Source organism: Sphingobacterium sp. UBA5996 (genome assembly GCF_002429765.1).
GTDB lineage: Bacteria > Bacteroidota > Bacteroidia > Sphingobacteriales > Sphingobacteriaceae > Sphingobacterium.
The window spans coordinates 39,989-63,096 of sequence record NZ_DJAS01000021.1; the positions used below are offsets into that span (position 1 = coordinate 39,989).

A 23,108-nucleotide genomic window follows, 5' to 3' on the forward strand; every position below is an offset into this window, starting at 1 on the left:
GAAATAAAAACATGTAGATTTTTTTACTGAAAATTATAGTTTAAAAACCCTCCATCTTTTGCGCCAAAGGCCCATCTTTAGCGACCAGACTTGACCAACCCGGAGAAGAACCGATAAGAAGCTTTGCGATCGATCTGGAAGCTACAAATATATTGGCCACGGTTTCTTCGTCAAAATCCCGGTTTACTTCAACGGGCGAACTTGCATCAAATGGCTCTAGATTTTCTTTGAAAAACGCTGCAGGATTTAAAAACGGTATATTCTTCTTTTTATGCCATTCGGGTTCGCTCGGAGTAGGTGCACTATTATATAACCATATATCTCCAATTATTTTATCCTCCATCAATAAGTATACGTAACAAACCTTATCATCATCTATAAATACCGCGAACTCAGGGCGATCATTTGATACATATTTTGTTAAACTTCCCATGGACGCTGATTTAGAATAGCGAAGTCTGTGCCGTATCACTCCCCAAAGGTGGCAACCATTCCCAATCAAAAGGAACTTTTGGTGACCTGTTCAAAAGGATTGTACAGCATAGCACTAAGATATAGGATTTATAACCTAATAGACCTTATCGCTTTCTAAAAAGGGACTCGTGGTGGTTACTCCTTTTTATAGCTATCAAAATTGTCCTGTATGAGTTTTGCGACCAATTGCGGATTTTGATAGTAAATACCATGCGAATATTTTGGGAGCAGGACAAGCATGCTATTGTCATTGTCTTTTAGCAATGCTGCATAATGCTGGATTCGCAATTCATCGTATTCTTTCCACCATGCCTTAAAATTGATACCCAGATTTAGTTTACGATCCAGCTCTTCATCGGGCAGTTCAATATTTTTGTTGTAGGATATGATCACTGTAGCAGCAATTTCTTTTTTCAATGGTGGTAATGTTCTATATTCATGAAAATATCCTTTCGAGATGGACGCTAGCGCTCGAGCAGCATCAATATGTGCGCCTGCACTGGAATTTGTATTTTTGGACATCTGCTCCATAATAATTTTTGTGATCTGCTGATAGCTCGTTTTACTCCGCGAGACCAGCTTGGCATGTTCATCCTCCTGCTCGGTTAACATAAAATCCGTTGGGTCCGAGAACACTAGTCCGCATATTTCATCGGGATATTGGGCTGCAAACAGACGGATGTAAGGGCCGCCCATGGAATGCCCTACTAACAAATAAGGGGGCTGAATGGCCAAGGTTTGCAAAAGGTCATGTAAGCGTAAAACAACCTGGCTGTCCGTTACAATACGGGAGTCCGGTTCGGAACTACCAATACCACTTCGTTCGTACTGAATACTCGCGATATGACTAGGTAAAAGGGGTAGAATGGGATCAAATGTACCGCCGCCTAATCCGGCTTCGAACACTAAAATAGGTTCGCCTGCTTTCCGATTGGCAAGATTGCTCGTTTTATAGGCCATTTTTTTTCCCTCAACCATGACCGTTTGACTCGTTTTAGGCTGCGCAGATACAGCTTGTGTAAGAGCTGTGCCTAAAAACAGCAACAGCATTGTTTTGAATAGTTCTTTCATATACAATAAGTATATCGAGCTAAGCATCTGTTACACTGGATCTAATTTTTTTTTCTCGTGCCAAATGAAACGTATAGCGGATACCTTCCAGCGATCTGTTGGATCATTTTTTATTACCTCAACGATTTGCCTTTAGCGTATCAAATGGGGTGGGTATAGTGTATGGGGTTATGAAGAGGCCTGTTTTTACACAAAAAAACAAACGTTAACTGCATCCCTTGTGTTCAACTAAAAAAACAATTATGATCTTTATTTCCAATAGAAAAAACACAAAGTTAACCGCCTGCAGAATTTCTGCCCTCTTGCATCTGATGGCTCTGGTCCTGCTCATACTTTTGCGTAGCTGCCATGAGGACGATAGCCCTGCACCCGAGCAGTCGCACTTAAAAGTGACGGTAAAAAGTGACGGTGATCAGTATGATGAACTCCATCTCGAGATCCAACAGCTATGGACTCGCACGTCTTCAGGTGGAGGAAAAATCGAGGCAAATAAAAGAGTAAACATCCTCGGAATTCAAAAGGATAGCATCATTGCGGGTGGACCTGTCCCCCATGGTACCCTACAGGAAGTAATGCTAAAAGTTGCACCGACAGGAAATGAAATAGTCATAGATGGCTTTCCCTATGCTTTGGAGACGTCACGAGGACAAGTTATAGCGGTGAATATCGCGGACGAAAGGCTGCTTCTTCCGAACGAAAACCATACGTTAGTGCTTCATATCAATCTGTCAGATTTCATCCAAAAGGCGGCAGAGGGTAAATTTCTAATTAATCCTAGCCTCACTGCTGTAGTGGATTAAGCGGTAGGTATTATATATCATAAACCTTATGTATAAAATAAAATGCATAAACAAAGTATAACAGAGTTTATGCGTTAAATACTGGTCATTAAAAAAACCACTTTCACCTTTAAAGTTGACCTTCCAACCAATCTTTTAATGATTTATTGATCTAACCGTCCATGAGTACGAAAAGCAAAAAGCTAGAACACGAAGAAACTTGTTTCTGTGGAATTGGTAAAAAAAATATTTTAAATAGGGAAAGGTGTTTACCAAAATTGTTGAACAGCTTTGGTTAGGTAATTTGATTGCATTGCTGATTATACCGAATATTTGTATATTAGGATAAATACAAATATTATAATTATGTCATCCAAGATTTTCCTGCAATCATTACAAAGCAAATTAAAAGGTGGTAACGCCCGCTCTATTCATTTAAATGCATTGCCAGGAAGGTTGGCTACCCGGTTAGACCTGCAGCAGCTCGACCTCATTGAGGATGGCCTCGCTAAATTATTTTTGGATACCTTGTTGACCAAAGCACACTTTGAATTTAAGATTTCATTTGATACGATAGACCTCAATGAAAAGGATGCGGAGACTCAAAAGAAACTGTCCGTAATTTCTAAACGATTGAACTCCATTATTATAGAAAATGAGGATTACTTTAAAGAACATGGGATGAAGACCCTCGGATTCGGCTATCCTATCCTTATAAAAAGATCTTCAAAAGACCCCTCGAAAATCATAAAAGCCCCGTTATTCATTTGGCAACTGGAGGCCGTGAAATCTAAAAACAAAGTTAATGAATGGTCGTTTTTGCGAAATAAGGTGGTTCAAGCGAATGGAAAAATAGTGGATTCAGATATTCACCCGATTAGTATCAATGAGGTCCTCCTTTCTTTTATTAAAAGTGAAGATGACGTTACACTACACAATCTGACCAATGAAGCCTTAGAAGACGCTCTGATTGATAGCAACGAACTAGTGAACGCTTGTGCAGAAGTATTGGAAGCACTCAATGCGAATAGTAAAGAGCAGATACTAGAGGTGCTAAACAAGAACTTTGAAACAGCTATTAACGTATTACCTGAAGCATCCCAGATAGATGCTATCGCCAATAACAAAGCTTACATTCATTTTGGTGGTATTTTTGGTTTGTTCAGAGCGCAAAAAGAAAGTATTATCACCGACATTTCCCGCTTATTGGATCGCTTCGATGCCTTCGAATTTGATGAGCTTAAGGTGGAAAATCTATCGACAACACCTTTCAGCGCCGTCGACACCGACCCAAGCCAACAGGCCATAATAAGTGCTCTTGGAAATGAACCGAATCAAATAATACAAGGCCCCCCTGGGACGGGAAAAAGTCAATCATTAACTGCACTGATCACAAATGCACTTGCCAATGGACTAAAATGTCTTGTCGTATGCGAAAAGAAAACAGCCCTTGATGTTATTAAAGCAAATATCGAACGTACGAATCCTCAGATCGGCGCTCTGGTAGGTGTAATTGATGATGTAAACGATGCGCGTGAAGCGATCGTTGATTCCGTCAGAGATCGTCAGATCGGAGTTCCGTTTTACATCTCAGTAAGGCAAGCCCAAAGCCAATATGATACGATAAAATCAAAACTCAACGAATCAGCTGAACGTATTAACGCACAACATGCTGCCTTAGCGCAAACGGTATACGGTGACAAGAGTTGGTCGCAGATCGTAGGCCGGTATTTGGCTTTATTAAAAAACTTTAATGAAGTACCACTCAAGAATATTATACCAAAGCAGGACTTCAATTTCGCTCAAGATCACAAAGAACTGGAAAAGACACTTGTTGTTTTAAAGCATAGCCATAATTTATTTAAACAATCGCATCAGGTCCATTCCATATTTAGACCATTGACAGACGTTCTATTTTTAGATCAACAGGTTGGGCTATCACGTGTAAGGATTGAAGATTTTATAGCATACGTTCATAAACAGCTACCAACAATTGAACATGTTATTAATGAACTTCAAGTGAGCGGAAAGCAGTGGGCTGATGAATTTTTGAGTGGCATCCCCGCGATAATGCAGCAGGATTTTAAGTGCTATTTAGCATTTTGTATTGGAGATTCAGTTAAGGAAGAGAAATTACCCCCCACTTTTCCTCAGGAACAGCGAATCAATGAAATTGTCTTAGGATTACAATCGGTTCGGATTAAAGCACAACAATTTTTCAAGCAATATGATGATGCTTTACAACAACATTACAGCAGCTATTATTCATCGCTAAGCCATGCAATATCAACTTATCTTGCCTACGCTGAGTCAAGCATTGCGCAATATGGCAATAACTTATTAGATAATAGTAGCGGCGCAAAATTTAAAACAAGTTTGTTGAGTATATTCTCGGGAAAACATAAGCAGATAAAACAAACGAGAATTGAATTAAAGAATCGCATCGCGCAGGTAAGATCATCCCATGTTCAGAAAAATTATATTGAACATCAATATAACGACCATTTGGAAACGACTGATTTATCCATTTATCTCAACAATATTGAGGAACTACGACAAAAAGCAGCGACTTGGAGAGAAGAATATCCTTATACGATAGATAGCTATTTGGCTAATATTAATGATCATCATTTTCATACTGAACTGAGTGAACTAAAAGCGCAAGTAGCTCCCCTACTTCAAAAATTGGATAGTATTGAGCAAATGCTGATCGCGGATTACAATATCGTTCCAACAACTCCAGTTACTGATATCAACGGCTTGATTGAAGCAGTACCCTATCTAACAGAGAGAGTTACTTTTCAGTTAAGGCATTTTAATCATTTTCGTGACTATTACGCGGCGCGCGCTGATGCCTATCGGAATCTACAAAACTCGTTTGACGATATTGAGAGTAACCACTTAATGGGAAATATAACGAATGGGGTATTTCTGCCGTATACAAGTCTTCAGGCGGCACAGGACCTATGTCAAACGATTATGAACACCATTACAATGTTCAATGAACATATAAGTGATTTCCGTAGCTATCACGAGTGGAAATCATTTTTCCTTTCAGTGGACGAAGTGCAACAAAAGCTCATTACCAGAATCAGCATACATCTTAAAGACCATTGGGCTGATGCATTTGAATGCTGGTATCTGTATTGGATACTCACGACAAATGAGCCACAAGAATTGCCAAAAAGCGATTACCAACTACAACAATATCAACAGCAAAAACAAGAGTTTAATAATGCGCAACTGAATAGCATTATTGCCTTATGGACGGAAAAACAGGCTAATGCTGTAGGAAAGTTCAAATCCAAAGGACAAAACATAAATAGTTTGTTTAACAAAAAGGGAGCTAAGGGAATGCGTCGCAACTCACTCCGAACTATTGTGAACAGAGAATTTGAACTATTTACAGACTTTTTTCCGGTATTATTGGTCAATCCTTCCGTCTGCAGTTCGATACTGCCGCTACAGGAAGGAATTTTTGATGTGGTCATATTCGATGAGGCCAGTCAGCTGCGTCTCGAAGATACGTACGCGGCCCTGATCCGAGGGAAGGCTAAGATTGTGTCCGGTGATAAGCACCAGATGGCTCCCTCCTCTTACTTCGAGGGAAGTGGAGCGCTACTTGATCCGATTGATGATGAGACAGAAGACTCCGAAGATGAATTTTCAGATCGGACTGCGTTACAAGCTGCTCAGCTTAACCTCGCGGATAGCGAATCCTTACTAGCTTATGCTGTAGACAAGGGGTTCGTTGAATCTTATCTAAAAGTTCATTACCGCTCTAAACACCCTTATCTTATCGACTTCTCCAATCATGCGTTTTACGGAAATAGGTTAATGCCTGTTCCGGCAAAGGAGCACTACACTCCTATCGAATACTTACAGATTGATGGATTGTATGAAGGGCAAGTAAATAAGCAGGAGGCACTGAAAGTGGTCGAATTGTTACAACAGATCATGAAGGATGCCAAAGATAGTATCCCAAGCGTAGGTGTTGCTACGTTCAATATCTATCAACGCAACTTAATCCTGGAGGAACTGAGTGCAGTTCGCCAGCATGACCCTGTATTCGACAGTTTAATGGCGCAGGCAGGAGAATCATTCTTTGTTAAAAATCTCGAAAACATTCAGGGCGACGAACGGGATATTATCATTCTCTCAACGACATTTGGGCGAAAAGCCGACGGCTCCTTTAGTCAAAACTTTGGTCCGATTATACAGGGCAAGGGACATCGCATGTTGAATGTAATCATTACTCGAGCGCGGTCTAAAGTATATGTATGTACTTCTTTCCCGCAGGAGTATGTTGGTCAGTACCCAAATCTTATCCAGCAGAATGGCAATAAAGGACGTGGTATTATGTACGCTTACTTTACTTATGCGAAAGCGGTAAGTGAAGGGAATGACAACTTGCGGAAGGGCATTCTTGAATTATTGAGTCAGTACTGCTCAGATAAACTGTATGAACCCGCGGAATTTAGCTTAGGGTCTGAGTCTCCGTTTGAAGACGAAATATTTGAACAACTTGCAAAGCATATTGGCGCAGATCGCTTAGAACAGCAGCATTCAGTAGGCGGTTTTAGGATTGATATCGTTGTAAAATCTAAAATAAGCAACAAACCACGAATCGCAATAGAGTGTGACGGCGCAAAATACCATAACAGTCCGGAAGCTTACGCCTGGGACAACTTCCGCCAGGAGCAACTTGAAAGATATGGATTTATATTCCATAGGATATGGTCCATTAAATGGTGGGATGATGCCAATGGAGAGCTCAATCGGCTCCTTGGTTTTATTCGCCAACAGGATGAAGAAGAGGCAAATTTAGGTAACCATGTGCATGTCGCAACGAAAATCAATATAAGTGATAATTAGCGATGAATGGATGATCTAACTATACCAAAAACAAGGAGAAGAATTGTTATTGTAATGTTGACTTTAAAAGGGACAATACTTCTTAATGAAGTATTGTCCCTTTTATAATAGATGTAAAGTATGAATAATACTGTAAATATGTCTGTTAAGGTAGTGTTGTTAAATTTATTGAAGGTGCTGTTCCATAACTTGGTAGTGTAAACTTCGTTCCGGGATTGACGACAGTATTGAAAAAACCGCCATTTTTGAGGAAGAAGCTATTTCCTGATATTCCGCCAATAGCGTCTATACGCTGGCTGTTTATATAGGTCGAATCAACATTAAAGGTACTTTCCACAACTTTCAGCCAAATTCCTGTAGCTGTACGAACCCATTGATTACTATATTCTGCTGAACGCCCAAGGAAGCCGTTGTTGGCATTGAAATTTTCGATGAAGCTATGAAAACCTGTTAAATGTGTACTTGTTTTGGGACGTTTCCAGCTAGCAATAAGTATCCAATTATTGGTCGACGGATCATTAAACCATGCCGTAAAATCAGTGCTTCCATTGTTATCAGGTTCACCCTTTAATAAAAATTTATAGGTTGTGGCAGCAGTCCAATTATACTTGAGGTAGCTTTGTCCACCCGAACCTTCGCCACCAAACTCACCTGTTGTGGTATTTGTCCCTTTTCTATTTAATGTGATGCGGTCCTCTGCTGGTATTTGGGATGGATCATCGGTGCTATATGGACTCCAAACAGAAAACAGTATTCTGCGTTCTGTCGCTGAATTGACCTGCATACCGAAATACCCTTGATCGAAGCCATTTGCCATAAAGTAAGAACCTATCTTATCTTCTCCGGCAGGCACTTTCACCTCGCTATAATAATAGGATACTTGCTGATTTGTTGGAATGGTATAATTCAAATGGCCGGATGGACCACGCCGCGACCAATAGTAGGTGTTATCGACATTGTTGTCGCTATAAATTACCGTGCCATTTGTTGCCGAACTATCTAAAATCAAGTGTGATACATCTGCAAAATAACCGCCTGACTTGGTTACACCTTGAAGATCCATTTTTACATATCCCGCGGCATTTAGCGAATAGGTACCGACCGTGTAATCTTTTAATGCTCCACCTTTAAGTTTGACTTGTTTGCTTATACCATTAATTGTTAATTTCACCGTACTGCTATCGCCTGAAGGTAACACTTTAGCTCTTATTTTAACACGCAAAGCGCCTGCTTGTGGAACTTTAGCATAGGTACTGATTAAGCTATTGACATTGTTCCAGTTTGCCAATCCGTTGTTATTGATGACTTCTGCTGCACCGGAAGGTGCCGAAGTGACAAAAGCATTCCCACCTAAGGGAACTTCGTATCCGCTTAAACCCGGAGAGGCAGCACGTAGCAATAATTTCGCTTCTAAATTGTTTTGTAACTCGCTTTTTTGGCAAGAAAGAAAGCTTGCCAATACTGCACCGAGCAGTAGCGTAACTTTGGGATATCTCATAATTTAAATTTAATTGTTCTTTCTAATTTTATAAATACAATTAAATAAAACAAAAAATATACAATGCAATCGTTTGTGCAAAATACTTTTGTAACAAATGAGATAATTTAGGCATTAGACTTCATTCATCGAATGAAATGTCTTCCGGTCTTTACAGTTAGTAGCGCATACAAATTGCTTTTATAAAAAAAAATAAATTACAGAATAGAATCACCTACCCTTACAAACAATACTAAAAAACTCACTGACGACACAACAAGAATATATAGTTTAAGAAAGTAAAGGATGCCTTTTTATAGCTTTGCGTAATATCGTGATTGTTTTCTAGAATGAGAAGAAGAATAATTTGAAATAAGGATTTGAATTTCGATATGATTTCATCTTCGCTACTGGACAATTTATCGCTGTTTATATCATTTCGGAAAAACAATCGTAAATTAAATAAAATAATGGCATTGAGCTATACCGTATGATGACTAACTTTTCCAATCATAATCCACCTGATTTTGTACAATTCGTACACGTTCACTTTAATGTGAATAATGAAGCATTGCTTGAATTTAAATCAAAAATCACCTCAAAATCCTTTAAAAAAGGAGACATAATTGTCAAAAAGGGAAGAATTTGTGATAAAATATTCTTTCTGGAATATGGTCTTGTAAAAACGTTGTTTACTTCGGATAGCCGGGAGTATATCATGCGTTTTTTCTCGGAAGCAAATATCTTTTCAGTCCTGGATAGTTTTATAGAACAAAAACCTTCTAATTACGAAATTGTTGCGCTCGAAGATACCGCAGTAAGCTGCATATCTTATAAAGACTTACAATTATTATGTGCTAAGTATCATCAGATAGAAACTTTCTACCGTAAACTTCTTTCGATGGCCGTTATCGAAATGATGACCCGAATAGGTCGCTCACTTGAAGAAACGGGAATCGTCGCATACAACAAATTCCTAAAAAATCAGGGATATCTCCTTCAACGAATCAGTTTGGCAGATCTAGCATCATATCTAGGTATCACGCAAGTTTCTTTGAGCAGAATCCGTGGCAAGAATTAGCGATTTTATCATTTGATAAATACTGCCTATAAACAGATATGTAATTTAGCGAGAAATTCATACTGTTATGATACAAACATTATTTTTCAGTCGACAGCTCAACGTTATTATCGTACTGATTATTACGATTCTTGCAACCTTAGTAGGCTATTTTTCAATCGGTTTACCTCCAGTAATTATCGTGGGAGGCTCGGCGTTTATTGCTTTTATCTGCTGGCAGAAAACCTACTTGAGCCATCCTACCCATCCCTCATTGATATTGCCTCTTTTTGTCCTTACTGTCGCTGCGTTGCAGGTACATATCATTGAAGAATATCAGACAGGGTTTGCGCCTTCCATGAGCCGACTATTTGGGATTCCCTGGAGTGAAAAGAAATTCCTCCTTATATTTGCGCTCGTTGGGCCAACAATCTATACACTAACTACATTGGGCTTATATTATAGGATTCCTATTGCAGGGTTTGTTGCGTGGTTTATTTTTATCGGTCCCGGCGTCGCTGAATTCACACACTTCATTTTTCCGCTAATACAACCTGATATGCTACCTAATGACCCTCATGTTATTACTGATTCAATATCGGGAGAAGTTATTGAAAATATGCCAAACTACTATTTTAAAACAACCGGTAACTACTATTTTCCTGGAATGTGGACAGCAATTTTACCAATGATACCGGGATGCATTTCGATTTATAAACTATTTGTAATAAAGAAGAAAAATCCTTAATTCGGTTAATAAAGCAATTTCAAAGCAATGTGGATTCTTATAAAGATCAGACCGGGAATGAAGTGAGAAAGAAAAATAATAGATATTTTCAAACTATTTTATTTTGAAAGTAGTTCACTAATAAACTAAACTATAAAAACTATGGCACTTACAACAGGAAATGAAGACAAAGTAACGAAAGAGGTCGAAACACAAACATCTAAAATTCCCTCTATTGTATTTTTAGCAGCTTCGTTAGCAGCGATGGGAATTTCAGCGGCTTTAAAATGTTGCAAAACTAAAGATGATAATACAGCACTATTCGTTGGTCAATGGGCCGCACCGTTTTTACTATTGGGTATTTACAACAAGATTGTTAAAACCGAAGGGCACGATTAGGATTAATACGTTTTATTGTAATGTTTTATTTTAAAGGTTGGTCAGTGTGATCAACCTTTTTTTATAATAGGAACTTTAATATTTTTTTTATCACTTTTCGTTGAGGGTGCCAATGGCAGAGGAATCACTCCCATTGCATTTAAAGAAATTTGGAAATCAATTGATTTCTTGAAAACGTATATAATTTAGAATTTGAAGGAGGATCAATGAGCAATCTGCATAAAAATCAAAAACAGTAACTTAAGGAAAGATGGAGAAGTTTGGGTGAAAAATATATAGAAGAAAGCGGTTGTACACCTTCACAACAACCGCTTTCGCCGATCTGTTCGTTTAATTTTCGTAAATTAAGCCTTCGTAGCAAGCGCTGTAAAGATCTTTTAAGTCCTGTAGAGTTGGCTTACGTGGGTTAAAGCCCGTACACGGATCTTGCAAAGCATTTTGAGCCATATAATCTAGATTTTTTTGCCAGTCTTCCTTCGTAATGCCAAATGCTTTCAGGGAGCTAATATTGTTTACCGAAGATCTTAGTTTTTCAATTTCCTGTGCTAGCCCTTCTGCCGAATCTCTACCGACAAGTTTAGCCAAATCAGGGTATCTCGTTGTAGCTGTCTGATTAAAACGGATCACATTGGGCAGGAAGATCGCATTGGAAGCTCCATGGGGAACGCCATAGAGTGCACCTACCTGATGGGATAGGGAATGTACTATACCTAACCAGGCATTGTTGAAGGCCAGCCCCCCCATAAAAGATGCATCGTGCATATTCTGTCGTGCTTTAATGTTTGTCGGGTTATTGACTGCTTCTTCGAGATTCTCGAAAACAATTTCAAGTCCCCCTTTTGAAAGGGCATCAGCATAGTTATTTTCAATATTCGATACATAAGCTTCCACACAATGTGTAAGCGCATCTAGACCTGTATTGGAGGTAATATGTGCGGGCATCGTAGCACAAATTTCACCGTCAACAATAGCGATATCCGGTGTCAATTCATACGATACGATTGGGTACTTCACCCCTTTTTCCCGATCAGTGATTACAGCTAAACCTGTAGTTTCTGTACCTGTACCGCTCGTTGATGGAATAGCAATGAATTTAGCCTTTTGACGCAATGTTGGCACGTTAAAGGGTTGAGTCATCGCTTCGAAATTTGCATCCGGATATTCATAAAATACCCACATCATCTTTGCAGCATCAATTGCCGAGCAGCCTCCTAAACCAATAATCCAATCCGGCTGAAAATCAGACATCACTGCAGCACCTCGAAGACTTGTCGCTGACGACGGATCTTCTTCGACACCGTCAAAAACTGCAGTTTCCAATCCTGCTTCAGTTAAATAGCTTATGGCACGATCCAAAGTTCCGCTTTTTTTCATGGATTGACCACCAGTTACGACGATAGCTTTCTTTCCAGTTAGGGTTTTCAATTCTGACAACGTACCAGCACCGTGGAATACTTCACTGGCAACAAACAACTTGCTCATATATTTTATATTAAATTTCTGCTGCAAAGTTACTCTTCAAGAGAAAGCAAATGTTATACTTTACTTACGATATGATATACATTTAATCCAATGCAACCATAGTGTTTAATAATAAATAACCGCATAACAGGCTTAAGTCTTATACATTTGTGACAGTTGCCGTTGCAAATTGGTTGGCGTTTCATCCAGTTTGGCCCGCACAAACTTGTTCAGTGCCGCAGGTGAATTGAATCCAAGTTCAAACGCAATTTCCTTATGCGAGTAGTTGGATAGAAGCAGTAATTGTTTGATTTCATTCATGATCCGCGCATGAATAGTTTCGATAGAGGTGAGTCCTGCAATCTTGCGGGTAATTTCATTTAACTTTTTTGGCGATAGTTCCAATTTTTCAGCATACCAGCCCACGGTTCGCTCTGTTTTGTAATGCCTTTCCAGCAGTTCGAGAAATTTACCATAAATCTTTGCGTTTTCATTGCTGAGCTTGCTATTTTCCCATTTGGTGTGTACAAATTCTACCAGCTTAAGTAAGATGATCTTGATGTAGAACCGCGCTTGCTCCTTTTTGATCGATGTTAGATCCTGATAAGATTTTTCGACCTGCTCCAGCAGCAGCTCTATTTCTGTAATTTCTGTCTGGCGCAATTCAATATGATTGAGCTTAACGGAAATATTATAATTGTAGATACTCAATTCGTTTTTGAGGATATCCGAACAAAATAGTACTTCATCAAACAGGATCAACTTGCCTTCAAAATCATCGCTGAGCAACTCTTTAGAGGAGAGCTGACCAGGAAAGATAACGCATACATGAGGCGCACTAACGGTATAACGGCGGTCTTCCACCTGAAGATTGAGCCGACCTTTTTTTACAAACAAAAGGCAAAAATGGTCTTTTGTATGCGGTTCTTTGTAGGCGGCGAGGGCACCCCTGTCCAAATCAAAAATATGAAATGGGGTAATAGCCCTCTCAGCCTTATATTGGATATCTTTTAGATGATAAACTATCATAGGGACCTATTTTAAGCATTTATTCTGAATTCGTCAAATTTTATTGTTTCGTCTGAGGATATCAGCTTTCTTTGCTCAATAAAAGGGCTATATTAAGTTTCTTAATCACCATTGGATATGCACTTCCAGGACAATATATTATTTTTGTTCCAATATTTGTCCTGCTTTCAATAGTTGCTTTTTTAGTAATTTGTAGTCGACATGCTGTACAACATGATCACCCTCAAGTGCTAAAACCGCAGCAACACCCGCACTCTGCCCCAACACCATAAATACGGGCTCCATACGAATAGAACCAAACGCAATATGTGAACTGGATACGCAGACAGGCACGAGCAAATTTGTACAATCATCGCTCTTAGGGATAATTGACCCATAAGAAATTGCATAAGGCTGGGGTACGTGAACACCGATATCACCTTCGTTTTGAACATATCCTTCTTTGGTCACGTAGCGCTGTACATTATGGGAATCCAACGTGTAAGACCCCATCCCGACCGGATCTTCGACCCTCCTCTTTCCTAGAATGTTATGCTCGGTGGTCACGTACTGCCCTATCATACGCCTTGCTTCGCGGATATACAGCTGAAAAGGCCAGTTATCATTATCGCTAAATTCATCTTTTGCTAGCCCCCATTCTGCCATACTTGTTCGGATTGCGATGGGAACAGCGGGATCATTTGCCATAAAGTAATATAAACCTTGCTGATAGCGTTGATGAGCTTCGATAATGGATTTTCGTTCGGCGTAACTCGCTTCGGGATAATTGTAGTTCATCCCTATAAAATCGGTGCTGAATGGACCGTGGTTATTGGCGTCGGTCTTATGGTTGGGCACCAGATCAAATTTTTGAAAGGCTTCGTCCCAGCCGGCACGGAATAGACGTTGCAGAAGAATATAGTGATGTGGATCGTAGCCAACAGGCTTAACAAAGGGCTTTCGATTGCGGGCATCATTGGTCAGGCACATGCGGAAGCAATAGGCCTGCAGCTTTTGGTCTGCTGCGCCATATTGCCCGGGATCTTCTGCAGAAACACCGAATACCAGGCCGCTTCCCGAATCGCCTTCACATTTATAGGGGCTAATTTTCGCAATAAAATGATGCCGGTGCTGAAAAACTCCGGTCTGTACACCATTCCACTGCTCCCCATAAGTCTGGTTGGCCTCCCTCCCGATCGTATAGCTTACCTTGGCCAGCGCCATCAGATCGCCTTCATATGTGGCATCAATAAATATCTTCGCTTCGTAGACTGTTCCGTCTAAGGTCTTAATCGATTTGATGGATGTGGATTCTTTTTGAATGGCACTTTCCTGCCGATCTAAATAAGCTCCACGGACCACATCAATCTGATGATCCCGCACCCAGGCATCAAAAATACGCTCGGCGACATGAGGCTCAAAGATCCACATCGTTGCATGCGCACTGTCCATCGCGACGGTGCCCTGCCCCCGATTGCCAAACGAGGCCCGGGACTGCCATTTCCAGCTCGATTCTTTCGAATAATGATCGAATACATCCTGATAGAATTTTTTGGCGAGGCCACCAATAACTGCTTTATTGCCGGTATCGGTAAAACCAAGTCCGCCCGAACTCAGACCTCCCAAATGTTGATCGGGCGATAAGATGACTACAGACTTACCGGCCTGCTTCACTTGCAATGCGGCAGTAATCGCCGCAGGAGTTCCCCCATAAACCAAAACATCTACCTTTTTGGTTAAATGCTGCGCTTGAGCCTGTAGAAAAGCGAAAACAAGCGCTAATTTTAAAGCCACTTTAATCTTTTTCATACGTCTAATTTTGATCGGTAACCGGAACCCACAATAGTGCATTTGCAGCCAGAACGCCTTTCGCGGCTGGCATCATCTCAACATAAGGTTTGTTACCTCCGTTTTCAAATTCATATTCGCCGAGTGCTACCCAAGTACTGGTTGTCTGTCCGAGAATATGGACCTCCTTGAAATTTATTTTTTTTTCGATCCTTGTCTTTCCGGTATGAATAATGAATTTCCCGGCTTCCGTGCTTTCGGCAGTTTTTGGAAAATAGCTGTAGAGTTTATACTTCCCTGCGGCAAAATCTTTTCCAGGCGTAAAACGTGCGACAGCAGCGAGATCACTATCCACTTCCTGATAACTCATACCATATCCCTTTTTTGAAGAGACGTGCCAATCTCCTTTCAACATCACTTGATCTTTATTTTCGACGTGAATAATATAATCGGCCATCCGGCCATCTGCTTTCGGATTGTCGCGCAATATTTTCGTTAAGCGTTTTATATCAACATCTTGAACGGCTATTTTGTTGTCAATTGCTTCGCAAGCGGCCACAGCACCAGATTGCCCCAATACCATAAATACTGGCTCCATGCGGATGGAACCAAAAGCAATGTGACTTGCCGACAGGCATACGGGAACCACAAGATTGTCGATTTCCTCTTTTTTGGGCACAATAGCCCTATAGGAAATCGGGAAGGGAGAAAATCCGCCAACCTCAACGTTACCTTCATTTTTGACCATGCCATTGACGATCACACGGTCACAATTGTGCGAGTCCATGGTGTATGCAGCATAGCCTACGCCATCGGATACTCGCGCACGCCCCTGACAGTGGTGTTGTGTCATGACGACATCAGCAATCATCCTTCGGGCTTCGCGAATATATAATTGTGGAGACCAATGGCTATTTTCGAGATACTCGTCTTTGGGGTATCCCCATTTTTTGAATTCGCTTCGGATCGCCTCTGGTACCGAAGGATCGTTGGCAACAAAATATAATAAACCTTTGGTGTAATCTTCATGGGCCTTGATAATCTCTTTGCGTTCGAAATAATCGGCTTCGGGATAACGCCAGTTCATGCCAATCATATCTGTTGAAAATCCATTCCTGTTGTTGATATCAGTCTTTCCATTGGGCATCAGACTCCAGATAAATACGTCCTCGATACTCTTCCAAGGCTGTATCTCCTTTTGCCTCTTTAAGAGTTCATATTTGGTTGCGTCGTAATTTTGGGGTTTGGTGATTGCGTTTCTGTTTTCAGGGACATTGGTCAATGTGATCCGATAATTATAGGCTTGAACCTTGGTGTCTCCCGTTCCATTTTCTTTTAAAGGCTCCGTATTGATCCCCCATAAAATACCACTCTGAGGATCACCTTTTATCTTATAGGGATCTACACCATCGGGAAACTGATGGCCATCAAGCAATTGAACACCACTAATTGTCTCTCCATAGGTACTATTTGACTCTCGCCCAACGTGATAGGACACACCAGCTTTGGCCATGAGGTCACCCTCGTAGCTGCAGTCCATAAACACTTTGGCACTGACAGTTGTCATTTTGCCATCCCTGTGCTCACTCGGAAGCAGCGAAATGGTTTTAATTGATCGATTGTCAGTCTTAACGGCTACCAAACGATGTCCCATTAACATTGGTGTGTTAGCATGTGCCAGATAGTCCTTAAAAATAGATTCGGCTACCTTGGGTTCAAAAATCCATTGTTCGAAACTGCCATAGTGCTTGCCCATTTTGCGATAAAAATCAAGAGCGAGCCCTGTGACGACATATTTGTTTCCAATATCCGTCTGCCCTAATCCACCGGAGCTGAGCCCGCCTACCCTTGTGCCAGGATCGATCAGTAGCACTGATTTTCCGGCCTGTGAAGCGGTGTAGGCGGCTATTACGCCGGCTGAGGTGGTGCCATAAATACATAGATCTACTTGTCTGTCGGTTTGCCCGTTGACTAAATGCCAAAACATGGTCAAAAGTCCAATGGTTATTACGCGTATCTTTTTCATCATCTTAGGATTTAATAGCCTGGATTTTGTTCCAGGTTTTTATTGGTTACAATTTCAATATTCGGGATCGGCCAAACGTAATTCTTGCTGGGATCAAACTTTCGGAGCTCGATAACCCGCATGTCTTTCTGATTAGCGACATTTTTATAGCTCACGTAATTATCCGAATCGATCGTTGGCGCATTGGCCAGCAAGCCTTTTGGAATGCGGCCATAGAGCGTCGAATTCATAAATTTATCGGCCAGTTTCCAACGTCTCAAATCGACTAGACGAAAGCCTTCATTGGCTAATTCGTAAAGTCTTTCTTTCCGTATGATCTCGCGCAGTTCTGCTTGTGTTTTATTACCTGCGATTGCGGGCATATCGACGCTAGGACGCTGCCTGATGTTGTTGATTGCGTCATAGACAGTTTGGTCGATCTTATTGTTTTCGATCATCGCCTCGGCGTAAATCAACAACACTTCGGCATATCGGCTCTGAATAATATTTAACTCCGACTCCATAGTAAAGTCCTTGTCCTTCATATCGACATATTTTTTCCAGCAATAACCAGAAAAGGTCGCATAAGCATTGATCGCATCCTGATTTTGGATACGTACTGCCGTTGACGTATTGTATGTGTAGTTCCAGCAGGTTATGCTATCCTTATGCGTCTCAAACTGAAAACCAAAAAATGTGGTACCCGGGAGCGCAATGGTGTATCCCAAACGCGGATCGCGATTCACGAATGGTTTTTTAGGATCAAATCTGGAAGATTTGTCAATGGCCAATCCGTCCGTACAGAGGTAGCTATCAACAATGGATTGCGATGGAATTTTGTTGGAAGTCCCTTGTGCGTTGCGCGATAGAAATCCGCGCGTAGCACTGTGGGTCTTTGTTTTTTGTAATCGTAGATATTGAAAAGCAAAGATAATCTCCTTGGAAGCCTGCCCGTCGTAAGTAAATAATTGGCCGAAATCATTGTGTAGGGCATATACTTTCAGGTCCATGACTTCTTTGGCCGAACGTGCTGCTTCTTCCCAAAGTCCATTATTAAGTGCTGCCCGCGCCCTTATGGCCAATGCCGCCCCTTTGGTCGCACGTCCAACGTCTGCCGAACCATAGCTAACCGGTAAAATAGCTGCAGCTTCATCAAGTTCTTTGAGTATGAAGCTAGCAATTTCAGCCTGAGATGTTTTCGGAACATTCGCATCAGCAAGGCTTAATCCGCTCGTTACCAGGGGCACTCCGCCAAAGTAATCGATCAGATATTGGTAGACATAAGCCCGGATAAACTGTGTCTCGGCTTTATAACGCTTTTGGAGATTGGTATCCATCTTTCCATCCAACTTCTGGATATTATCCAGGATAAAATTACATTTGCCAATGACCTTATAAGAATTGGTCCAGATATTCCGGATGTAGCCATTGTTGCTATCGTGGTCTCCTCTTCCCACAGCCTGTAAATCAGAAGTATTACGGTCCCACCCAATATCAGTGGCATCATCAAGTGTGAGGTTGATGGGCATATCGTCCGTAGGGTGAAATGCCAGGGCGCTGTACAAACCATTGACAACCAATGTCAGCTCATCCTGATTTTTGAAATAATTTTCGTCCGAAGGGCCATCCAAGGGAGATCTGTCCAGGTATTTTTCACATGCTCCCATCAATAGGAGAACTGCAACCGACAGCATATATAACGCGAGTTTATTTAGAGTTTTCATACAAGCCAAGTTTATAATGTAATATCCAATCCAAAAGAATACACTTTTACCTGTGGGTAAAAGTTGCCATAACCTACTGGCGCTTCGACGTCATAACCGTCCCAAAATTTATCTACGCTGAATAAGTTTGAACCATTAACAAATACCCGAAGTTTATTCAGTCCGATGGACTTTAGCAGCTCAGCCTGAAAGGTATAACCGAACTGTAAATTTTTCAGGCGAAGATAGGCGGCATTTTTCATCCAGAATTGGGAGGACTGCTGGTTGTTATTCTGTCCGAATGCGAGCCGCGGATATTTAGCCGCAGTATTGTCAGGCGTCCATCGGTCTTTATTGTCCTCACGGATCGTTCCGCCAATTGCTCCCGTTGTTGTAAAAGGCTGTATACCGGCCCCGTAGAGGTAGCCATCGGCTTTCCCCACCCCCTGCAATAGAAAACTGAGGTCGAACCCTTTGAAACTAAAATTGGAGTTGAGCGAATAGGTATATCTTGGAATGGTACTCCCGATAATGACCTTATCGGATTCGTTAACTACGCCATCGTCATTTTGATCACGGTATTTGAGGTCACCCGGCGCCAGGGTACCAAACTGTGTGGCATGTGCTTTCACTTCGTCGGCAGTCTGGAAAAAGCCTTCCGAAACATAGCCAAAGATCGAATTAATGGGATAGCCTTCCCGATTGACCGTTAGACCAGTCTGATTGATTCCCCGCATATCCAGCACTTTGTTTTTGACATCAGAGAGGTTGAATGTAAAATTATATTTAAAGTCCTTAGCTGGATCGCTTCGATAGCCCATGGAAAGCTCCCACCCTTTATTCTCGACGACGCCTGCATTTTGATAAGGCTTATTCAAACCGATGATGAGCGGGATGTCCAGCTGTAATAATATATCACTGGTTTTTCTGTTGTATAGATCTGCGGTAATAGTCCATCGCTTAAATAAGGTAAGATCAATTCCGATATTTTTCTCTTCGGTAGACTCCCATGTAATATTAGGATTGGACATATCATTTAGCGCTGCCGTATTGACGATGCCATTGCCCAATGTATAAGAACCCAGGTTTAGAGATGCCACGGCTGGATAGGTACCGATATTCTGATTTCCTAGTTTACCCCATGATGCCCTGATTTTTCCCTCCGTAAGCCAGCCCTTGGATGCTGTTAGAAACTGCTCCTCAGAAAAACGCCATCCTGCAGACGCCGACGGAAAAAAGCCATAGCGATTACCTTTGGCAAACCTAGACGAACCATCGTAGCGTGCATTGAGTTCCAAAAGATAACGATCTTTGAAAACGTAATTGATCCGAGAAAATAAAGATTGTAACGCCCACTCGGAGGCACTGCCTGTAGCTGATTGATTCAGTGCCGACCCTGCATTGAGCACTTCATAGTCAGGGAGAACATAGGTGTCTCTAAAACCCTGGGAGTAATCGATCTTGTAGTCTTCCCGCGAACCACCAATCAATGCTTTCAACTGATGTAGACCAAAATCTTTGTTTAGCGTAAGGGTCGCACGCATATTATTAAAAAGTTCTTGGCTATTGTATTGCGTAAGTGCTGTCCGCACAGGGACCGAGAAACTCGGCGTACCATCTGGAAAATAGGACTGTACTGCTTTTCGGAAATTCTTATTTACCTGCGTCGCATATTTAGGTGCATAATTGACCTCGGCGGTCAACCATTCTTTAGGTCTGTAGATCAATGATGCGTTGATACTGCCAAATGGACTTTTGTTGGTAGCAACACCACCATCAGCCGCGGCCGAGACGGGATTGTTACCATTCCAGCCCAGTCCCCAGGTACCATTGGAATTTCTGAAGGATTGATTGGCAGGAATACTGCTCATCCACTGAAAAAGTTCCTCGATGCTCGCTGCCGGTGAGGTGACGATCGGATTGACGTATTGAAAGTCAAATTTAACAGCGAGCTGATCTGAGAATTTAACATCTACATTGTTGCGGATGGTATAGCGCTTAAACGAACTATTTAGTGTCAAACCTTTCTGGTCGAAATAACCGACCGAAGTCAGCATTTTTACTTTGTTTGTGCCAGCATTGACTGTCAGAAAATGGCTTTGCTGAAATCCATTCCCCTGCAAGGATTCCTTTTGCCAATCAGTATTGGGATACTCGTCCGAACTGCCATTGCCCTGACTACGATAAGCGGCAATGATATCCTCTGGATATAATGGGCTCGCACCAACATTGGTATAAGCTTCATTAGTCAGCAGCATATGATCTAGGGCATTGACGATTTTGGGCATATTGGTTGCAGACTGCCAGCCGAAATAATTATTGTAGGCAATAGCGACCTTATCAGAACTTCCCCTTTTTGTCGTGACCAAGATGACACCATTGGCAGCTCTCGAGCCATAAATCGATGCAGATGCGGCATCTTTTAATATGGAGATATTCTCAATTAAATTGGGGTCGATATTATTGATGGAGCCTTCAATCCCATCAATAAGTACTAAAGGCGCGGCGTTGCCAAGTGTACCGATACCGCGAATACGGATATCCGCACCGTCCGACCCTGGCTTACCAGAACGCTGCGTCACGGTTACTCCCGAGGCCATGCCCTGAAGGGCCGACGAGGTTTGCCCAGCGGGTCTATTATTCAGATCTTCACCCGATACGGCGGAAACAGCGCCCGTCAAATTGACCTTTTTCTGAACGCCATAACCGACGACAACAACTTCGTCTATTATTCCGGTGCGTGATTTCAGACGGATAAGCACTGTGTTTTTGCTGGTTGCCGTTGCGACAAAATGCTTAACAGAATCGGTATCGTAGCCGAGATGGTGTGCATAGATCGTATAATTTTCGCCAGCTACAAGTGGCGTTAAAACAAACAATCCATTGTTATCGGCCACAAAATGGAGCTTTTTACTGCTCCTCTCGTGGACAAGATCAATAGTTGCACCGGGTAATGTATTACCTTCGTTGTCTACTACTTTACCATTTACTTTCAGGTTTGATTGCGCAAATCCTACAGAAAAGTATGGAAATAGCAATCCCACGAGCATTAATTTGATTAGAATATGCTTCATAATTGTTTACAGTTGGTTATTCTGATTTATATATTGGTTTATTTTTCCGCGTTGGGTTGACTCTCTCCTACTGTACGTCCTCCTTTCTTCCCGAATTACTGATGTTGACAATACCATTGTTCACTTGGAATGTACAACCGTTCAATTGACAGAAGCTGGTCAAAAAATTGGCTAGCGATTCTTTGCTATTTAAACTTCCTGTAAATGAACTATTGAGCAAATCAGGATTATCGCATACAATTGAAACATCATAAAGGCTTTCGATTACTCTTAAGAGTTGAACGTTTTTGGTTTGGTTAAATTTGACAGACTGATTGGTCCATTCGACATTGGCGGTTAAATGTCGAATGAGTTTTCTTAACTCCTTATCTACACGAGCAGGCTGAGATTTTGTCAATTCAGGCTCCGAATACTTAATCATCTGCTGCAGTTTTAAGTTAACTAATACTTCCTCTTTTGGTTTGAGGTATATTAGATTGCGGCTATCCGCTGTAACTGATCCGACAGAGATTTTGCCCTCCATTAGTTTTATCAGTACATGATCGGCATCCTTGGGGTCTACGCTAAATATTGTCCCTAAGGCGGTGGTCAAATATCCGCTGTAATTGACTTGAAAAGGCGCATTTTTGTTTTTGTGTACGTTATAAATAACTCGCCCTTGCACTTGCCTTACATCCCGGTGGCCTTGTCCATTATATTCAAATCCGATTTTTGCATGTGGATAGAGTATAACAGTAGTGCTATCAGGAAGCTGAACATTGATCGTGTAAGCATTTTTATTTTCATACCAGATGACCTGTTCTTTTGTTGAAGTTGAAAAATTTTTCAAAAAGAGAACCGACAGTACACAGATTAACACGGCTGCACATGAAGCCCAGGACCACGGGCTTACTCTCAGGATTAGCTTAGGCTTGGGTGGATCTACGGCATAGATATGATCGAGCACTTTCCGATGAACTAGGCTTAGATCTGGTAAGGGAATATGTTGCAATACTTGTTCTTCATCCTGATCCAGTATCTCAGTGATCCACAATTCCAGTATTGCAGTATCTATCTCCGCCATTTCGTCAAAAAATGACTCATAATACTGCGCATCCAAACGGTTGTGGATATACGCCAACAATTGATCTTTAAAGGATTGCTCTTTCAAAATTTTCTATAATTAGTTCAATACATTGCTGTATTTGTTACTCTATACGTTTGGCAA

At 41.3% G+C, this 23,108-nt stretch carries 15 protein-coding genes; 5 read left to right on the forward strand and 10 right to left on the reverse strand.

Translation table 11 applies throughout. The features are described from left to right. Positions 1-40 precede the first annotated feature (40 nt). The gene (locus B3E00_RS15165; protein ID WP_293939129.1) at positions 41-433 is read right to left on the reverse strand and encodes a hypothetical protein; all 393 of its coding nucleotides are present in this window, start codon (positions 431-433) and stop codon (positions 41-43) included. A 176-nt stretch (positions 434-609) separates the two neighbouring features. Beyond that, entirely contained in the window at positions 610-1,545 is a 936-nt protein-coding gene (locus B3E00_RS15170) for an alpha/beta fold hydrolase (protein WP_293939130.1), read from the reverse strand. Between the two features lie 242 nt (positions 1,546-1,787). On the opposite strand from B3E00_RS15170, the gene B3E00_RS15175 reads away from it, so the two are divergent. Both B3E00_RS15175 and B3E00_RS15180 read left to right on the forward strand, forming a co-directional pair. Then, positions 1,788-2,345 carry a DUF4382 domain-containing protein gene (locus B3E00_RS15175; protein WP_293939132.1) on the forward strand — a complete coding sequence of 186 codons (558 nt, stop codon included), beginning with the start codon at positions 1,788-1,790 and terminating at the stop codon, positions 2,343-2,345. 345 nt (positions 2,346-2,690) lie between these two features. Then, entirely contained in the window at positions 2,691-7,199 is a 4,509-nt protein-coding gene (locus tag B3E00_RS15180; RefSeq protein WP_293939135.1) for an AAA domain-containing protein, read from the forward strand. A gap of 145 nt (positions 7,200-7,344) precedes the next feature. Here the strand turns inward: B3E00_RS15180 and B3E00_RS15185 are convergent, their stop codons facing one another. Further along, positions 7,345-8,697: a DUF3472 domain-containing protein gene (locus tag B3E00_RS15185; protein ID WP_293939137.1), complete on the reverse strand. Its 1,353-nt coding sequence runs from the start codon at positions 8,695-8,697 to the stop codon at positions 7,345-7,347. A 469-nt stretch (positions 8,698-9,166) separates the two neighbouring features. Here B3E00_RS15185 and B3E00_RS15190 point away from each other — a divergent pair, with 469 nt between their 5' ends. The 3 genes from B3E00_RS15190 (at position 9,167) to B3E00_RS15200 (ending at position 10,862) form a co-directional block, all read left to right on the forward strand. Then, positions 9,167-9,757 (forward strand): Crp/Fnr family transcriptional regulator, encoded by a 591-nt coding sequence (locus B3E00_RS15190; protein ID WP_293939138.1) that lies wholly within the window; start codon positions 9,167-9,169, stop codon positions 9,755-9,757. Between the two features lie 67 nt (positions 9,758-9,824). Further along, the gene (locus B3E00_RS15195; protein WP_293939139.1) at positions 9,825-10,484 is read left to right on the forward strand and encodes a hypothetical protein; all 660 of its coding nucleotides are present in this window, start codon (positions 9,825-9,827) and stop codon (positions 10,482-10,484) included. 141 nt (positions 10,485-10,625) lie between these two features. Further along, the gene (locus B3E00_RS15200) at positions 10,626-10,862 is read left to right on the forward strand and encodes a hypothetical protein (RefSeq protein ID WP_209575353.1); all 237 of its coding nucleotides are present in this window, start codon (positions 10,626-10,628) and stop codon (positions 10,860-10,862) included. 330 nt (positions 10,863-11,192) lie between these two features. Here the strand turns inward: B3E00_RS15200 and B3E00_RS15205 are convergent, their stop codons facing one another. The 7 genes from B3E00_RS15205 to B3E00_RS15235 form a co-directional block, all read right to left on the reverse strand. After that, the gene (locus B3E00_RS15205; RefSeq protein ID WP_293880699.1) at positions 11,193-12,344 is read right to left on the reverse strand and encodes an iron-containing alcohol dehydrogenase; all 1,152 of its coding nucleotides are present in this window, start codon (positions 12,342-12,344) and stop codon (positions 11,193-11,195) included. Positions 12,345-12,476: 132 nt separating this feature from the next. Further along, entirely contained in the window at positions 12,477-13,352 is an 876-nt protein-coding gene (locus tag B3E00_RS15210; protein WP_293880701.1) for an AraC family transcriptional regulator, read from the reverse strand. Between the two features lie 138 nt (positions 13,353-13,490). Continuing rightward, positions 13,491-15,140, reverse strand: a complete 1,650-nt coding sequence (locus B3E00_RS15215) for an FAD-dependent oxidoreductase (RefSeq protein ID WP_293939141.1) — start codon at positions 15,138-15,140, stop codon at positions 13,491-13,493. A 4-nt stretch (positions 15,141-15,144) separates the two neighbouring features. Then, on the reverse strand, positions 15,145-17,148 hold the full coding sequence (locus tag B3E00_RS15220) for an FAD-dependent oxidoreductase (RefSeq protein WP_293939143.1): 2,004 nt from the start codon (positions 17,146-17,148) through the stop codon (positions 15,145-15,147). Positions 17,149-17,156: 8 nt separating this feature from the next. Beyond that, a complete protein-coding gene (locus B3E00_RS15225; RefSeq protein WP_293880707.1) occupies positions 17,157-18,848 on the reverse strand; it encodes a RagB/SusD family nutrient uptake outer membrane protein in 1,692 nt (563 codons plus the stop codon). 11 nt (positions 18,849-18,859) lie between these two features. Beyond that, complete coding sequence (locus B3E00_RS15230) at positions 18,860-21,901, reverse strand: SusC/RagA family TonB-linked outer membrane protein (protein ID WP_293939144.1); 3,042 nt, start codon at positions 21,899-21,901, stop codon at positions 18,860-18,862. A gap of 67 nt (positions 21,902-21,968) precedes the next feature. Further along, positions 21,969-23,051 (reverse strand): FecR family protein, encoded by a 1,083-nt coding sequence (locus tag B3E00_RS15235; RefSeq protein ID WP_293939145.1) that lies wholly within the window; start codon positions 23,049-23,051, stop codon positions 21,969-21,971. Between the last annotated feature and the right edge of the window lie 57 nt (positions 23,052-23,108).

Bases quoted from the DNA above. Each gene is read 5' to 3' on its own strand.
- B3E00_RS15165 (WP_293939129.1), bottom strand. From the start codon at position 433: ATGGGAAGTTTAACAAAATATGTATCAAATGATCGCCCTGAGTTCGCG.
- B3E00_RS15170 (WP_293939130.1), bottom strand. From the start codon at position 1,545: ATGAAAGAACTATTCAAAACAATGCTGTTGCTGTTTTTAGGCACAGCT.
- B3E00_RS15175 (WP_293939132.1), top strand. From the start codon at position 1,788: ATGATCTTTATTTCCAATAGAAAAAACACAAAGTTAACCGCCTGCAGA.
- B3E00_RS15180 (WP_293939135.1), top strand. From the start codon at position 2,691: ATGTCATCCAAGATTTTCCTGCAATCATTACAAAGCAAATTAAAAGGT.
- B3E00_RS15185 (WP_293939137.1), bottom strand. From the start codon at position 8,697: ATGAGATATCCCAAAGTTACGCTACTGCTCGGTGCAGTATTGGCAAGC.
- B3E00_RS15190 (WP_293939138.1), top strand. From the start codon at position 9,167: ATGATGACTAACTTTTCCAATCATAATCCACCTGATTTTGTACAATTC.
- B3E00_RS15195 (WP_293939139.1), top strand. From the start codon at position 9,825: ATGATACAAACATTATTTTTCAGTCGACAGCTCAACGTTATTATCGTA.
- B3E00_RS15200 (WP_209575353.1), top strand. From the start codon at position 10,626: ATGGCACTTACAACAGGAAATGAAGACAAAGTAACGAAAGAGGTCGAA.
- B3E00_RS15205 (WP_293880699.1), bottom strand. From the start codon at position 12,344: ATGAGCAAGTTGTTTGTTGCCAGTGAAGTATTCCACGGTGCTGGTACG.
- B3E00_RS15210 (WP_293880701.1), bottom strand. From the start codon at position 13,352: ATGATAGTTTATCATCTAAAAGATATCCAATATAAGGCTGAGAGGGCT.
- B3E00_RS15215 (WP_293939141.1), bottom strand. From the start codon at position 15,140: ATGAAAAAGATTAAAGTGGCTTTAAAATTAGCGCTTGTTTTCGCTTTT.
- B3E00_RS15220 (WP_293939143.1), bottom strand. From the start codon at position 17,148: ATGATGAAAAAGATACGCGTAATAACCATTGGACTTTTGACCATGTTT.
- B3E00_RS15225 (WP_293880707.1), bottom strand. From the start codon at position 18,848: ATGAAAACTCTAAATAAACTCGCGTTATATATGCTGTCGGTTGCAGTT.
- B3E00_RS15230 (WP_293939144.1), bottom strand. From the start codon at position 21,901: ATGAAGCATATTCTAATCAAATTAATGCTCGTGGGATTGCTATTTCCA.